Source organism: Cochleicola gelatinilyticus (assembly GCF_001637325.1).
Classification (GTDB): Bacteria; Bacteroidota; Bacteroidia; order Flavobacteriales; family Flavobacteriaceae; genus Cochleicola; species Cochleicola gelatinilyticus.
The window spans coordinates 788,910-804,362 of record NZ_LRXL01000026.1; the positions used below are offsets into that span (position 1 = coordinate 788,910).

Genomic DNA, 15,453 nt, shown 5'->3' on the forward strand with positions numbered 1-15,453 from the left:
AATTCATACCCAAACACCTATTTTTTGAACCCGCAACTCCTCTTAGTTCCTTTAAAATCAAAGTCCTCGAGAACTCCAAAATATCCTGTTAAACGCAATTTTAAAATGCATGCTTATTTGTATTTTTGCTCACAAATTACAAGATCTTGAATACATTCCATACGCTTACTGTAAAATCGGTGCAACGAGAAACGCCAAATGCTGTTTCCGTTACTTTCGAAATACCTTCCGAAAAAAAAGACGCCTTCCGTTTTAAAGCGGGCCAATATATTACCATTAAACACCTTAAAGACGGGAAAGAAATTCGCAGGGCTTATTCCATTTGTAGTGCTCCTTCAGAAATAAATCTTACTGTAGGAATTAAAGAAGTAAAGGGAGGAAGTTTTTCTGTGTATGCCAATTCAACACTAAAAGCTGGCGATACGCTAGAGGTAATGCCTCCTCAGGGAAAGTTTACATTAACAGAGCCTACAACGCCAAAAAATTATGCCGCTTTTGCAGCAGGAAGTGGGATAACACCAATTCTTTCTTTAGTAAAATCGGCACTTGAAACTGCTTCAGAAAACACTTTTTTATTGGCTTTCGGAAATCAATCTTTAGAAAGCACCATGTTTCATTCTGAAATTTTACAACTTCTTAAAACATATCCCAATCGGTTTTTTGTTGAGTTTATTTACAGTAGAAAACAAGAAGATCAAGGGCGCTTCGGAAGAATTGAACGTTCTACAGTAAATTTTCTTCTGAAGAATAAATACGGAGAAATAACATTCGATGCGTTTTATTTATGTGGTCCCGAACCAATGATCGACGAAGTGGAAGCAACCCTGAAGCAAAACGGTGTGAATGAAAAAATAATTCATCACGAATTGTTTAGTACCGCCGAAGAAGGATTACTGGTAGAATCACATGACGGAAATACATCGGTAACGATAACTGTAGATGACGAAACCGAAAGTTTTGTTATGCCACAAACAAAGTCGATTCTTCAGGCAGCTTTAGATGAGGGACTGGATCCTCCATACTCTTGTCAAGGTGGTATATGTAGTACGTGTATTGCGCGATTAACGGAGGGAAAAGCAGAAATGAGAAAAAACCAAATCCTTACCGATAGCGAGATAGCCGACGGTTTTATTTTAACTTGTCAGGCACACCCTACTACTGCTAAGATCGTGGTTGACTATGATGATGTTTAAGACTTTCGGATTAGACTTTATCTGGTTTAAAGAGTGCTTATAAATTCTCTTTAATTTTTTGAACGACCAGCTCAGGAGGAATGCTATCCATGGCTTTTTCGTATCCCTTCGGAAACTTATTTCCATAGATCGATGTGGGTAGTAGTGGAAATTCATCTCTATTGGAAACTAACTGATTTGAATTGGGCTGTTGAAAAGGAACAAATCCTGCATACGGATGGGTAACACCCCAAAGCGTCACTACTGGAATTCCGTACATAGCCGCCAAATGACCATTGGCACTATCCATTGCAAGCATGACATCAAGATTGGAGATAAATGCTAGTTCTGCTTCTAACGAGAAACGACCAGCAAGATTCGTTGCCGATGCATATTTAGCCTCTAATTTTTTTAAAATTTCAATTTCTTTCTTTCCGCCACCAAATAAAAATATACGGTATTTCCCAGAAGCATTCAACATCTCAATAACTTCAGTGAGTAACGACAGGGAATACTGTTTGCTTTTATATGCAGCAAAGGGAGCAATTCCAATGAGTTTTTTGGGTTCTACTCCAATAAGTGCATTTAATTGTGGCGATAATCGTTGTCGTTCTGGAAATGTGTGTTTTTTGAGATCGATAGGGTATCCAAGTTTTTTGAAAACATTCGCATACCGTTCGTGAGTCGATTCTAAAGGAGAAATGGAACCGCCATGATTTTGAGTAAGTGCTTTTTTTTCAGCTCTACCTTTATCGATTGTTGCTGTTGGAATGCCTCGCAAACAGAGTGCATTTTTAAGGATTTTAGAACGAATTACATTATGAAGGTCTGCTACAGCATCGACCCCAAGGGCTTTCGCTTCATTCGCAAGACCAAGTAACCCGAATCCTTTGTGTTTTCCATAGACATCAGCCTCTAGAAAGTTAATTGTGTGAAGGTCTGAAAATAAAGGCTTAAAACCCGGTTTTGAAAGTATTGTAAGTTGTAGTTCGGGATAAGAATCTAATAGTACTCGAAGCACTGGCACTGTCATGGCTACATCGCCCAAAGCGGACAATCGAATTACAAATATGTGCGTAGGCTTTTTGATTGTTTATTTGTTCTGTGCGCGCAGTACTGGATTTAATTCATCGTCGTTGTACATTTTCATTTGTTTGTACACTTTCATGTATTTATCACCCTTAGCGATATCCTCTAATAATTGATCTATTGCAGTACTTAGATCCACACGTTGCTCAAGAAGTACATTTAATTTTGCTCTACAGGCTTCTTGATGTTGTGGAGATGCATCTTCCCGAGAAGCTTCTTCGTTCATATGATATACCTTCAGTGCGAGAATTGACAATCGATCTACCCCCCATGCCGGGCTTTCAGTATTAATTGTCGCATTTTCTTTAACGTTTACATCTTTGTATTTCGAAAGAAAATAACTGTCAATATATTCGACCATATCGGTTCTATCTTGATTAGAAGCGTCGATCTTACGTTTCAGCGTTAAGGCAGCAACTGGGTCTATATTTGGATCACGAATAATATCTTCGTAGTGCCATTGTACGGTGTCTATCCAACATTTACGATATAACAAATGTTCAAGCAATGAGGTCTCTTTATCGTATGCATTGATAAATGGCTGATCCACCGAATTAATTACATGGTACGTATCGATGACTTCTTTGAAAATCTTATTGGCTGTGTCGCTGAACATAAATAAATTTTTAATGAGGATGTCCCCTTTATTCTTATTTTACAAAGATATTATATTTTAAGATAGAACTCATACTGTATAAGTTTGTTCTGCAATTACCTTTAAACGAAAAGAACTGCTATAGGAAGCAATACTATTAACCACAGTAAGATTTCTTTAAACCATATTTCTTCCCCTTCGCTAGTAGCAGACACTCCAATACGTTCAAGATAATTGGTTGCAATAATCGCAGTAGGAGCAAGCATAAAAATTAGTTCAGCACCTGTTTTTTTGGGGCTTGCTAAGGCAATAACAATGGTGATAAGCAGAATGACAAGTAATAAAACATAGTTTGGTTTTTCTTTAGAAGCTGCGGCTTTTAAACTTAGAAGACGAAAAACCACGGTCCAAAGAATGAGTGTAAGCAATACTGCTAAAGGAAGTAAAATATTTACAGAATTATAGGTTGAAAAATCGAAACTAATCTCAGTTTTCCAAGTATAAAACCATTCGAAAGAATCCTTTGTAAGAAAAAAAACAGTCGTAGTAAGTATAAAAACAGCTACAAAACCTGCTACAGGTATTAATAATTGTTTGAACGTAGTGTCGGGTTTTCGTAAAATACCAATAAAAAGCACCACAAAATAAAGAAGACTCCAGAAGTAAAAAAAGGAGGCTATGGTAATATAAATAGCAGCATCAAGTATTTTTTTTTCGTTATTCCTATCAGAATGTAAGGTTACAACCCTTCGAAAAGCTAAAAGTAAAAAAAGGTTGGCAAGCATTGCCATTTGGTCTGTAAAGATAACAGGGAACATCCAAAAAAAGCAACCAAATAGAAGTATAGCAAAAGTGTTCTGTTTAGTCAATTGGTTTTTTCGAATAACAAAATCGAGCAACAGCATAGAAAAAACAACTATCACCATATACAGCAAATGTTCTAAAATTGAAGAAAAGGTTAAAAACGCTTCTGTTTGCGCAATCCCTCCATATATATACCCGATGGACAGGAGAATCCCTATAATTAAATAGTTTATCGGATTAGATTTGCTGAAAAAGCTTGTAAGCATACTGGGTATTTTATACTTTTGCGTTATAAATATAAGGATATGACTTTTAAAGACATTTTTACCGGTATACAGGATTTTACAGAAACAATTCTGTTTGCACCTTTTGATGCTTTGCGTTCACTCGAGTTAGACAGTTGGTTCTTAGCTAGCGTAATGAATTGGCTCTTTATGATCGTTGGCTTTGTTGCATTTATCTACTGGATGCGTGAATTAAAAACCTATAATGAAAATGATGAGGAAGATCGATCTTCTACATCACATTCTTATTTAGGCTAGATCGTAACCAATATCGGTTCTATAATACATCCTATTAAAAGATAGTTTTTCTATGTTTTGATAGGATTTTTTTAGTGCCTTTTTGTAGTCGGAATCTAATGAGGTAACCGCTATAACTCGGCCACCATTAGTAAGCACCTTACCTTCCTTTAAACGAGTTCCGGCGTGAAAAATAATTGAATCTTTTACTTCTGAAATTCCTGTAATCTCTTGTCCCTTTTCATAAGCTTCAGGGTATCCGCCAGATACCAACATTACGGTTGTAGCAGCACGCTTGTCTATTTCTAACGACAGTGTATCTAGTTTTTGTTGATAGGTCGCTTGTAATAATGTTACCAAATCGGTTTTTATACGCGGGAGTACAACTTCAGTTTCAGGATCTCCCATGCGTACATTATATTCTATAACGTACGGTTCATCCCCCACTTTTATTAAGCCTATAAATATAAACCCCTTGTAATCGATTTTTTCTTCTTGTAGTCCATTTACAGTAGGTTTTACAATGCGTTCTTCAATCTTTTTCATGAGTGTTTCGTCTGCAAATGGAACTGGAGAGATGGCGCCCATTCCCCCCGTGTTTAGCCCTTTGTCCCCTTCCCCAATACGTTTATAATCTTTTGCTGTTGGAAGAATTTTGTAATTTATACCATCGGTTAAAACAAAAACACTTAACTCAATACCATCCAAAAATTCTTCAATAACAACCGTGTTGCTCGCTGCGCCAAATTTTGCGTGTTGAAGCATTTGCTCTAATTCAGCTTTAGCTTCTTCGAGGTCGTTAATTATTAACACCCCTTTTCCTGCTGCCAAACCATCTGCTTTTAGTACATAAGGAGGCTGAAGTGTTTCTAAGAACTCTTTTCCAGCTGAAAGAGTTTCTGCTGTAAAGCTTGCATAAGCTGCTGTTGGAATGTTGTGCTGCAGCATAAATTCTTTTGCGCGCTCTTTGCTTCCTTCAAGCAAAGCTCCTCGTTTTGAAGGACCTATTAACATGACGTGTTTTAAAGAATCGGTTTCTGAAAAATAATCTGAAATTCCTTCTACTAAAGGATCTTCAGGACCAACTACGACCATGTCAATCTTATTCTCAAGCACACATACTTTAATCGCTTCGAAATCGGTCACATTTAGAGGTACGTTGGTCGCAATTGAAGCAGTTCCGGCATTTCCAGGAGCTACAAAAAGTTGATCGCACGCATCACTTTGAGCAATTTTATAAGCAAATGTATGTTCTCTTCCGCCAGAACCGAGGATTAAAATATTCATAGAAATAGGATTTGTTTTAAGCTTCAAAAATAATTGTTTGTAAATTACCGCACTAATTTTTTCTGAATTGAATTTATTCGAGATCACTTTACGAGCTAACGGTTTTCCTATTAAAGAGGCAAAATCACGTCTGAAGAAAATTCAGCAAATACCCGAATCGGAATATCCAGACTATGTAGAAAAACTAAGAATGGATATTGTTGATTATCATTTACGGGAAAATTCGTTTTACAAAGGTTTTTTAAATGCAAGAAAGATAAGTCATTGGGAAGATGTTCCTGTAATGACTAAGGCGGATCTTCAAGTACCTCTTAAAAAAAGGCTTTCCAACGGTTTTAATACTAAAAATAGCTACGTTAATAAAACGTCTGGGTCCAGTGGACATCCTTTTGTATTCGCAAAAGACTTTTTTTCTCATGCATTGAGTTGGGCAGAATTTATAGATCGCTATCAATGGTTTGACATACACATGGAAGCTTCTCTTCAAGCTCGCTTCTATGGAATTCCGCTGGATTTCTTAGGATATCAAAAAGAACGCCTTAAAGACCGTTTAAGTGGTCGCTATCGGTTTCCTATCTTTGATCTTTCCGAAGAGAAAATGGAAGTCTTTTTACAAACCTTCCGAAGAAAAAAATTTAAATATATTAATGGATATACCAGCTCCATTGTTCTTTTCGCCAAATTTTTGAAGAAAAAAGGAATAAGACTTAAAGACGTTTGTCCCACGCTACAATTGTGTATAGTAACCAGCGAAATGCTATTTGAAAAAGATAAAATATTATTAGAAAATACGCTTGGAGTGCCTATAGTAAATGAATACGGAGCTAGTGAGCTTGGATTGATCGCCTTTACAAACAAACAAAATGAGTTTATTGTAAATAGTGAAACTTTATTTGTTGAAATCTTAGATGATAACAACCGTCCTGTTCCCTACGAAACCCCTGGACGTATTGTAATAACTTCCTTGTATAACAAAGCACATCCACTAATTCGTTATGATATCGGTGATACGGGTGTTTTTGCATTAGAAAGCACTTTAAAAAAGCCCATTTTAAAACAATTAGTGGGACGCACTAATGATGTTGCGAGACTTCCTAATGGAAAAATAGTCCCCGGTCTTACTTTTTATTATGTTACAAAAAGTGTTATTGAAGATGATGGAAATGTAAAAGAGTTTGTAGTAGAACAAAAATCCTTACATGCATTTACAATTGTTTACGTAGCCACCGAAAAATTAACTGAAAAAGCTGAAAAGGAAATTGAGAGAGCTCTTCAAAAATATGTGGGGCAAGATCTTGACCTTTCATTTAAAAGAAAACGCATTTTAGATCGCAGCAACAGGGGAAAATTAAAGCAATTTATATCACTTTTTAGATAACCATTAAATTTCTTTAAGTGGGTGTTTTATAAATAATCGATCTGATTGGGTCGAACAAAAAAGTATTCCCAAAAGAATTTTGAGAGACGCCACAAAGATCCTACTTGCGAGTAGCCTAAATGATTTCTATAAAATTGAAAATTATACTTTATGAGAGAACGCTTTTTTGAGCTCATCCCGCCTTCATGAATTCGATAAAATGCAAGGTCTTTCTGAAGTCCCATTGCTGGTTTTTCACTCCTCTTTATTGCTTCCAACCAAACTGCCCAGTCCTGCCTTTTACGAATATCGGGGGCTAATATTTTTCCTAGAACCTCAACATTGTACATACCAGTAAGATTACCAATGTAATTATTAGTTAGTTCTTTTTCATAAGAAACTGAGGGTAAGGCTTTAATGCGTTTTAGGGCCTTATCGCCTTTGTCATTAATATGAAAATAGCTGGTATATGAAACCAAGCAATTATTTTGGTCCATAAAACGTAACTGTAATTCCAACTTGTCTTCATGCCATAAATCGTCTGCATCTAGAAAAGCAATCATACTTCCTTTGGCAGCTTCTGTTGCTAAATTTCTACAATAAGCGGCTCCCTTATTTTCAGAAAGTTTGATGATTTTAATTCTTGCGTTCTTTGCTGAGAGCATTTCTGCAATTTCTACAGAATTATCTGTTGAAGCATCATCTACAATGATTTGCTCCCAATGTAAGTAACTTTGTTTTTGAAGGCTTTGAATGGTTTTTTCAATATAAGGAGCTGCATTATACATGGGAGTAATAATGGAAACAAGCGGATTTCCGCTTTTGCTAATATGCTTTTTCTTCTCCTCGTAGTGCATTGTAAATTGTTTGGAAAACAATTTTTAAATCTAAAAAAAGTGACCAATTCTCTAAATAAAAAATATCGTACTTTACTCTATTTATAATATCACTGTCGTCCTCAACTTCGCCACGAAATCCACTTACTTGTGCTAATCCTGTAATTCCAGGTTTAATAAAATGACGCACCATAAATTTATCAATACGTTCAGCATACATATGGGTGTGACTTACCATATGTGGTCTAGGTCCTACTACAGACATTTCACCCTTTAAAACGTTGATAAATTGTGGTAATTCATCCATACTTGTTTTTCGTATAATTTTACCAACCTTTGTTATACGCTCATCACCTTTTTTAACTTGGTGCAGATCTGCCAAAGGATTGGGTTTCATAGAACGAAACTTGTAACAGAAAAATTCTTGATAATCTAATCCGTTACGTTTCTGTTTAAAAAACACAGGTCCTTTCGACTCTAATTTAATAATAATTCCTAAGATAGGGGTTAACCATGACAAAATACCGATAATCACAATTAATGATAAACAAATATCGAAAGTTCGTTTTACAAATTTATTAAAAGGTTCATCCATGGGGATTTTTCGCATCGATAGTATTGGCAAGAACCCGTAATATGTAAAATCTAGTTTCTTACTATAGATCTCTTTATTATCTGGTAGAAACTTTACAATTTTTAAGTTATTGTCTGCAAAGTCGATAAGCTTTACAAGATCTCTATTTCCTATTTCTGCTACCGAAGAATATATCTCATCGATCTTATGTTCGATAATATAATCGAAGCATGCTTCTATCGTATTTCTATTAGGTCCCTTAAGATCGAAAATGTGAACCAAGTTATACCCATACTCTGGATTGTCATTGAAAAATTTTCGTAATTGATCTGTTTTCTGATTAAGCCCTATAATAACTACCCGACGCACATTTCCTTTAAAGGATTTTCGGTATTTTTTGAGCACGTAATAAATTGAAAACTTAACAATGGTAATTAAACCCATTACCCATAAAATGTAGGTAAAGATGGTTAATGGCTCTTTAGTTACTTGATTGTAATAGCCAAAAAAAGCGAATACAATTAATAAAAATATAACGCTTTGTTTCCCAATAAGTGACATTATTTTTGCCACATGAGTAAAGCGATAAATTTCGTAAAAATTAGATTTTATCGATAGTATTATCCAAGCAAGTGAAATAAATATGATGTAGTTAAGGTATTCGAAATTTCTTTCAAAAAACTGATGAGCTAATACATGAATGATTAACAAATCGATCACATATGATATGGGCCTTAAATACCCTGAATATCTCCCTCGCTTAAATATCATGTATTAGGATCTGTTGTGCTTAGAGAAGTTCTTATGTTCACTTTTAAAAAGCTCTTCTTTAGAAAGGCTTTTAAAATATTCGAAAGTAAGTTTCATTCCTTCTTCCCTATTTACTTTAGGAGACCATCCAAGAATTTCTTTCGCTCTTTTTATATCTGGTTCCCGTTGCAACGGATCGTCTTTTGGAAGGGGTTTAAATACGATCTTTTGGTCGGTTCCTGTGAGTTTAATTATCTCTTCAGCAAAGTCTAAAATTGTGATCTCATCGGGATTTCCAATGTTTACCGGATCACTATAATTGCTCATTAAAAGCCTATACAAACCTTCAACCTGATCATCTACATAACAAAAAGAGCGGGTTTGTTTTCCATCGCCAAAAACCGTTAAATTTTCACCTCGGAGTGCTTGGCCGATAAATGCAGGAATTACTCTACCATCGTTAAGACGCATTCTGGGTCCATAGGTATTAAATATTCGTGCAATGCGTGTTTCCAATCCATGAAAGCGATGATACGCCATGGTAATAGATTCTTGAAATCGTTTTGCTTCATCATACACACCACGAGGTCCTATTGTATTTACATTTCCGTAGTAATCTTCACTTTGCGGATGTACCAATGGATCTCCGTATACTTCAGAAGTAGAAGCAATAAGCAGTCTGGCATTTTTTTCTTTAGCAAGTCCCAATAAATTATGTGTTCCTAAAGAGCCTACTTTTAACGTCTGGATTGGGATCTTTAAATAATCGATTGGACTAGCAGGAGAAGCAAAGTGTAAAATAAAATCGACGTTACCCGGAACATGTACAAAAGTAGTTACATCATGATTGTAAAATTCGAAATGTTCATTCTTAAAAAGATGCTCAATATTTTTTAGATCACCCGTAATGAGATTATCCATCCCAATTACATGGAAGTTTTCAGCAATAAAACGATCGCAAAGATGAGACCCTAAAAATCCTGCCGCACCTGTAATTAAGACTCTTTTTTTCATTACTGAATTTCTTTTCTTCCTATTGAAATATATGTGAATTTTTCAGTTTTAAGGTCATCTACATTGTAAAGATTTCTTCCGTCGAAAATTACCGTATCGTTCATTAATTCTCGAAGTTTAGCGTAATCTGGAGTTCTAAAAATACTCCATTCCGTACATATTAAAAGTGCATCTGCTCCTTTTACAGCATCATACATGCTTTCTGAATATTGCAACGTATCTCCAAACTGCTTCTTAATATTTGGCATGGCTTCTGGGTCGAAAACCTGCAATGTTGCACCTCTTTTTAAAAGACCGTTCATCATATCGATGGCGGGTGCTTCTCGAATGTCATCGGTTTCAGGCTTAAAAGCAAGACCCCAAACAGCGATTGTTTTTCCCTTCAGGTCGTCTTTAAAATAACCTTCCATCTTCGGAAGCAAAATTGTTTTCTGACGCACATTTACATCAATAACCGCATTTAAAATTTTAAAATCGTAATTAGAATCTTTACCGGCCTTCTGAAGGGCTTTCACATCTTTAGGAAAACAAGATCCTCCATAACCAATTCCCGGAAATAAAAATCGCTTCCCTATTCTCGAATCGGTTCCCATTCCTACCCGTACTTTGTCTACATCTGCTCCCACTTTTTCGCAATAGTTTGCGATCTCGTTCATAAATGTAATCTTGGTTGCCAAAAATGAATTCGCGGCATATTTAGTCAATTCAGCCGATTTCTCGTCCATAATGAGTATCGGGTTGCCAGAACGAACAAACGGACTGTATAATTTCTGCATTAAAACCGTTGCTCTATCGCTTGAAGATCCCACAACGATACGTTCAGGTTTCATGAAATCGTCTACGGCAAAACCTTCTCGAAGAAATTCGGGGTTGGAAACTACATCGAATTCACAGCTTGCGTTTTTAGCAATAACGCTATATACTTTTTCGGCAGTACCAACAGGTACAGTACTTTTATCTACAATTACTTTGTAGCTTTTTATTTTCTTCCCTATTTCTTCGGAAACGTTTAAAACATAAGAAAGATCTGCAGAACCATCTTCGTCTTCAGGAGTTGGAAGTGCTAAAAATATAATCTCGCCATGTTGTAACCCTTCCTCTAGAGAAGTTGTGAATTGAAGCCTATTGGCTTTTATATTACGATCGAACAAAATATCGAGGTGCGGCTCATAAATTGGAATTACCCCACTGCGCATTTTTTCAACCTTTTCTTGATCTATATCGACACAAATAACTTCGTTTCCGGTTTCAGCAAGACATGTTCCTGTTACTAAACCAACATACCCGGTGCCAATGACTGTTATTTTCATACTTTATTTTTACTATAAGAACGGTAGATTCCCTCTAATTTCTGAATCGTATTGTTAATATTATGATGCTCATTGAAATAGTCCAAGGCATTATTTTCAAATTTTGTAAGTAATGCATTGTTCTGTAAGAGCGCAAAGGTACGATTTGCCATAGTTTCTACCGAATTTTCTTCTACAACATATCCATTGTACCCATCCTTAATTAAATCTTTATTGCCGTCGCAACTAGTCACGACACATGCTTTCCCTAATGCCATTGCTTCAATAACGGCATAAGGTAATCCTTCATACCGCGCAGTTGAAAGATACAACTGTGATTTACTCACAATGGTAAAAATCTTGCCTCTTTCGATCCATGGGATAAGAGTGGTGTTTTCTGAAAGTCCGTAGGTTTCGATTAATTGCTCGACATGTTCTTTGTTCGGACTGTATTCGCCTACACCCATGATGACCAAATGAATGTTTGGTTGCTTTTGTTTTAACAAATTTAGTACCTCGATCATCATCTCGATGTTTTTTTGATAGGAGGGCCTACCTACGGTACAAAGGTATTTTTCTGGAAGTTGAAGGTCGTGTTTCAGAAAAGCAGTTTCAGAAATAGGATGAATACAATTGTTAAAAACTAGAGCTTTTTCTTCTTTGTACCCTACTTCCCGAATTCCCCTGTTTCTTTCCGAAGTAGAACACGCCAGTAAAATAGAATTAAAATGCTTAAAGAGCCGTTCAATTCTTAAATACAGCCCTTTTTTAAACCGATTGGGTGTGCTGAGGTATGAAAAAGCATGTGGGGTATATAACACAGTTGTTGGATAAAACAAGGATGCAGCGCGAGCAACAATACCTCCTTTTGCACTATGAGCGTGAATAACATCGGGTTTTTCTTTCCGAAGAATTTGTGCGGTTTCATAGATGGAACGAAGATCTTTTATTGGGGATATAGCTCGTTGTATTGGAACGAGAAATGTTTGCACTAAATTACCGTGTTTCTCTTTAAAAATCTTATTTTTTGTGTGATGCCCTTGAATGATAAAAGCTTCGATCTTTTCGGGATCGATTGCCTGAAGCGTGATCTGAAGATATACCGCTACGCCGCCAACTGCGTCTGCTATATGAGCGACCCTAGTTTTCTTCATTCTCTAAAGTGCTTTGGCGACTTGGTTCAGGTCCTGAGAAAATAATTAGAATAAAAATCATAGAAAAAATATATCCTCCCATTTGTCGCTGAAAAAAACATTCGATAAATGCAAATGCAGCGATGCTTAAAAGCAGTCCCGTCCTATAATATGAGTTCCGGTTTTTTAGTAACAGGCTGATAAAAATAGCAGTAAACAGCAAGAAAGCAATTACACCATAACTTAAAATAAAATCGGCAAACTGATTGTGTGGATTAAAGCGTTTCAATAAAAAATAGGCTCTTTTTTCCTTTCGTTCTATGGTAGTATCGTAACAAGCTACGAGTTTATTTTTTGTCTCATAAAATCCATTGCCGGTGAAAACAGGGGTGTCGTTTTTTAAAATCTGATAATTACAATCCCAAATAACAACACGTTGTTCCCATGATTTAAACAGTTCGATATACGATTTTCCACTGTCGCTGCTTTGGGTGTAGAAAAAACGTTCGCCTAAATTTTTATTTACAAGGAAAGCACCCGATACTATGGCTATAATTCCGATAAAGAAAAGTCCATATTCCAATTTTTTTTTGGTGTAGAAAATTTTCAGAAGAAATAAAATCAGCAATAATATAATTGCAATTCTTGATGAGATTAACAGTACAAATACAATACTTAAAACGATGTTTGCAAAATACCATTTGTTGTATTCGTTGTAGGTAGAACCAATAATTCCAATGGATGCAACGATACTTAATACGCAAAGAAACCCTAGGTATAGTCGGTCTATAATAAGCACATCGTCTACCGCAGCGCCTGAAGCAAAATGAAAAACTCCTTCTTTCATATAAAACCCATATAAATTAAATAGGCTAACAGCTATACAGACTAATACAGAAATAATGATCGTCTTGTTTAGTTTCTTTGTTGAGTAGATTGGAATAAACAGCACTACCAGAAGTAACGAGGAAGCAATTTTTGCAATAATATTTATATCCTTTAACCGATCTTGAAAAAGCAACATTTCTAAGGTAATAAACACGACCAAACCTCCAAACAAAAGGAACTCAAGGCGTACTAATCTTTTAAAATCTTCTTTTTTTACAACAAAAGGAAATGAAACTAGTAAAGCAATAAGGACAATGTTTGGGATCGCAGTTGCGTATTTGTCTAATGGAATGACAAAGCAAAAGATCAAGAAAAGATACGGATATAAATTACTAAGTAGTACTTTCAAAAGCTGCTATTTGTATTAATAAATTAGCGCAAAACACTAATAACTATTCTTCTTAAATATTTTAGAAAAGAATAAAGGTAAATAAATATATATTCAGGAAAGTTTACAACCTTCATTTTATATGCCATTGTAATATTATGAAGCTCTCCTTTTTCCATTTTCCATAGATTTGCACTTAAACCAGATTCCCCAAAACCCTGTTTACCTGTAATAGAACGAACCAAGCTTTTATTTAGTAAGTAACATGTAAATGAATTATTAATGCGAAGAAAATACTCTAAGTCTTCGGAATAACTCATGGTTTCATTAAAAAAACCGGTTTGTTTTGCCACCTCTTGTTTCATAAGAATGGAGGATGTCATTAGGTAATTTTTATATAAAAGTAACCGGGAAGAAAGTTTGTGAAGAGTATCGATCTTATTGCCAAAAAAAGAGGTGTGTCGTATGCCATCACGATTTGTGCCCAGCATATCAATATCGGGAGCAGTTTTAAAGGCCGCTAATTGTTCCTGTATCTTATTAGGAAGCCACGCATCATCACTATCTAAAAAAGCGATATATGCCCCAGTTGCTTTTTGAAGTCCGAAATTTCTAGCTGCTGAAACACCTTTATTTTTCTGAAAAAAATAGCGCACATTAGTTTTTGGAAATTCTATTAAAAATTCATCGACTTTCAATTTCGTTGCGTCTGAAGAACCATCGTCGACCACTATAATTTCAAACTTATAATCTCCCTGTTTCACAATAGATTCTAATGCTTCCCGTATTGTTTCTTGAGAATTATAAGCTGGAATAATAACACTAATGGTTTTCATTAATTGAAGGTTTGAGGCATACTTAGGTTACTCTTTAATATTCGTGTTTTGAATAATATACAACGGTCTATCTAAAACATTCTTATTAATTCTTCCAATGTATTCTCCAATAATTCCAATTGATATGAGCTGGACACCTCCAATAAACATAGAACTAATTATTAGAGAGGTCCATCCGGTGATGGTTTGTTTCAGAAAAAAATGAGAAAAAATTGCATAGAGAATAACTAGAAATGAAAAGGCGGAAATAATAAATCCTAGCCGTGTAACTAGCGTTAAGGGTTTGTCTGAAAAACTGGTAATTCCGTCCATTGCAAACTTCATCATTTTGCTGAATGGATATCCTGTTGTTCCAAACCTACGTTTATCTCGGTTAAATAATACTGCGGTTTGCCTAAAACCTAACCATGCGATCTGTCCTCTTAAAAATTTATTCTGTTCTGGCATTTTTTTGAGGCAATCGATAATTTTTCTATCTATTAATCTAAAATCTCCAGTGTCTACGGGAATTTCTATAGAAGTGCTTTTCCTTAAAATGCGATAAAACCATTTCGCTGTTAATTTTTTAAAATAAGATTCTCCTTCTCGTTTCGCTCTTCGTGCATAAACTACTTCAAAGCCTTCTTTATGTTTTAAATACATTTCGGGAATAAGTTCTGGGGGGTCTTGAAGGTCGCCATCAATAATTACAGCTGCCTCTCCTTTACAAGCATCAATTCCTGCCGTAACCGCTATTTGGTGCCCGAAATTTCTGCTAAAATTAATGTAAAAAACTTGAGGATCGGTTTCAGAAAGATGAATTAGTTGTGGCAAGGTACTATCACGACTGCCGTCATTAACAAAAATTAATTCATAATTTTTCGTCACTTCTTTTACAGCACTCGTCAATCTAGCATAAAGTTCTGGAATAATTTCCTCTTCATTATAAACAGGAATTATCACAGACAAAACGATTTCTTCTTCTATCATTTTTTCCATAA

At 35.6% G+C, this 15,453-nt stretch carries 15 protein-coding genes; 3 read left to right on the forward strand and 12 right to left on the reverse strand.

From position 1 onward, the window contains the following. Positions 1 to 146 precede the first annotated feature (146 nt). Positions 147 to 1,193: a ferredoxin--NADP reductase gene (locus ULVI_RS05595; protein ID WP_068591411.1), complete on the forward strand. Its 1,047-nt coding sequence runs from the start codon at positions 147 to 149 to the stop codon at positions 1,191 to 1,193. 37 nt (positions 1,194 to 1,230) lie between these two features. Here the strand turns inward: ULVI_RS05595 and ULVI_RS05600 are convergent, their stop codons facing one another. The 3 genes from ULVI_RS05600 to ULVI_RS05610 all read right to left on the reverse strand — a co-directional run bounded on the left by ULVI_RS05600 (position 1,231) and on the right by ULVI_RS05610 (position 3,926). Next, positions 1,231 to 2,220, reverse strand: a complete 990-nt coding sequence (locus ULVI_RS05600; protein WP_068591413.1) for a glycosyltransferase family 9 protein — start codon at positions 2,218 to 2,220, stop codon at positions 1,231 to 1,233. Between the two features lie 45 nt (positions 2,221 to 2,265). After that, positions 2,266 to 2,877: a DUF4254 domain-containing protein gene (locus ULVI_RS05605; protein WP_068590566.1), complete on the reverse strand. Its 612-nt coding sequence runs from the start codon at positions 2,875 to 2,877 to the stop codon at positions 2,266 to 2,268. A 101-nt stretch (positions 2,878 to 2,978) separates the two neighbouring features. Next, positions 2,979 to 3,926: a DUF6427 family protein gene (locus tag ULVI_RS05610; protein WP_068590568.1), complete on the reverse strand. Its 948-nt coding sequence runs from the start codon at positions 3,924 to 3,926 to the stop codon at positions 2,979 to 2,981. 39 nt (positions 3,927 to 3,965) lie between these two features. Between ULVI_RS05610 and ULVI_RS05615 the strand changes: the two genes are divergently transcribed. Further along, entirely contained in the window at positions 3,966 to 4,202 is a 237-nt protein-coding gene (locus ULVI_RS05615) for a DUF6341 family protein (RefSeq protein ID WP_068590570.1), read from the forward strand. Here ULVI_RS05615 and purD read toward each other — a convergent pair. Next, the gene (gene purD, locus ULVI_RS05620; protein ID WP_068591415.1) at positions 4,194 to 5,468 is read right to left on the reverse strand and encodes a phosphoribosylamine--glycine ligase; all 1,275 of its coding nucleotides are present in this window, start codon (positions 5,466 to 5,468) and stop codon (positions 4,194 to 4,196) included. The genes ULVI_RS05615 and purD overlap by 9 nt on opposite strands. Before the next feature lie 67 nt (positions 5,469 to 5,535). Here purD and ULVI_RS05625 point away from each other — a divergent pair, with 67 nt between their 5' ends. Then, positions 5,536 to 6,846, forward strand: coding sequence for a phenylacetate--CoA ligase family protein (locus tag ULVI_RS05625; protein ID WP_068590572.1), 1,311 nt, complete (start codon positions 5,536 to 5,538; stop codon positions 6,844 to 6,846). A 26-nt stretch (positions 6,847 to 6,872) separates the two neighbouring features. On the opposite strand, the gene ULVI_RS05630 is transcribed toward ULVI_RS05625, so the two are convergent. Genes ULVI_RS05630 through ULVI_RS05665 form a run of 8 tightly spaced genes read right to left on the reverse strand, consistent with a single transcriptional unit; the run spans position 6,873 to position 15,442 of the window. Further along, positions 6,873 to 7,682: a glycosyltransferase family 2 protein gene (locus tag ULVI_RS05630; RefSeq protein ID WP_068590574.1), complete on the reverse strand. Its 810-nt coding sequence runs from the start codon at positions 7,680 to 7,682 to the stop codon at positions 6,873 to 6,875. Beyond that, entirely contained in the window at positions 7,651 to 9,006 is a 1,356-nt protein-coding gene (locus ULVI_RS05635; protein WP_068590576.1) for an exopolysaccharide biosynthesis polyprenyl glycosylphosphotransferase, read from the reverse strand. Before ULVI_RS05635 ends, ULVI_RS05630 begins: the two co-directional genes overlap by 32 nt. Before the next feature lie 3 nt (positions 9,007 to 9,009). Continuing rightward, complete coding sequence (locus ULVI_RS05640) at positions 9,010 to 9,999, reverse strand: UDP-glucuronic acid decarboxylase family protein (protein WP_068590578.1); 990 nt, start codon at positions 9,997 to 9,999, stop codon at positions 9,010 to 9,012. Next, positions 9,999 to 11,309, reverse strand: coding sequence for a UDP-glucose dehydrogenase family protein (locus ULVI_RS05645; protein WP_068590580.1), 1,311 nt, complete (start codon positions 11,307 to 11,309; stop codon positions 9,999 to 10,001). The genes ULVI_RS05640 and ULVI_RS05645 overlap by 1 nt, the downstream gene beginning before the upstream one ends. Beyond that, positions 11,306 to 12,442 (reverse strand): glycosyltransferase, encoded by a 1,137-nt coding sequence (locus ULVI_RS05650; RefSeq protein WP_068590582.1) that lies wholly within the window; start codon positions 12,440 to 12,442, stop codon positions 11,306 to 11,308. The genes ULVI_RS05645 and ULVI_RS05650 overlap by 4 nt, the downstream gene beginning before the upstream one ends. Continuing rightward, positions 12,429 to 13,658 carry an O-antigen ligase family protein gene (locus tag ULVI_RS05655; RefSeq protein WP_068590584.1) on the reverse strand — a complete coding sequence of 410 codons (1,230 nt, stop codon included), beginning with the start codon at positions 13,656 to 13,658 and terminating at the stop codon, positions 12,429 to 12,431. The genes ULVI_RS05650 and ULVI_RS05655 overlap by 14 nt, the downstream gene beginning before the upstream one ends. Positions 13,659 to 13,681: 23 nt before the next feature. Continuing rightward, positions 13,682 to 14,473, reverse strand: coding sequence for a glycosyltransferase family 2 protein (locus ULVI_RS05660; protein ID WP_068590586.1), 792 nt, complete (start codon positions 14,471 to 14,473; stop codon positions 13,682 to 13,684). Between the two features lie 27 nt (positions 14,474 to 14,500). After that, complete coding sequence (locus ULVI_RS05665; protein WP_241780956.1) at positions 14,501 to 15,442, reverse strand: glycosyltransferase family 2 protein; 942 nt, start codon at positions 15,440 to 15,442, stop codon at positions 14,501 to 14,503. Positions 15,443 to 15,453: the final 11 nt, after the last annotated feature.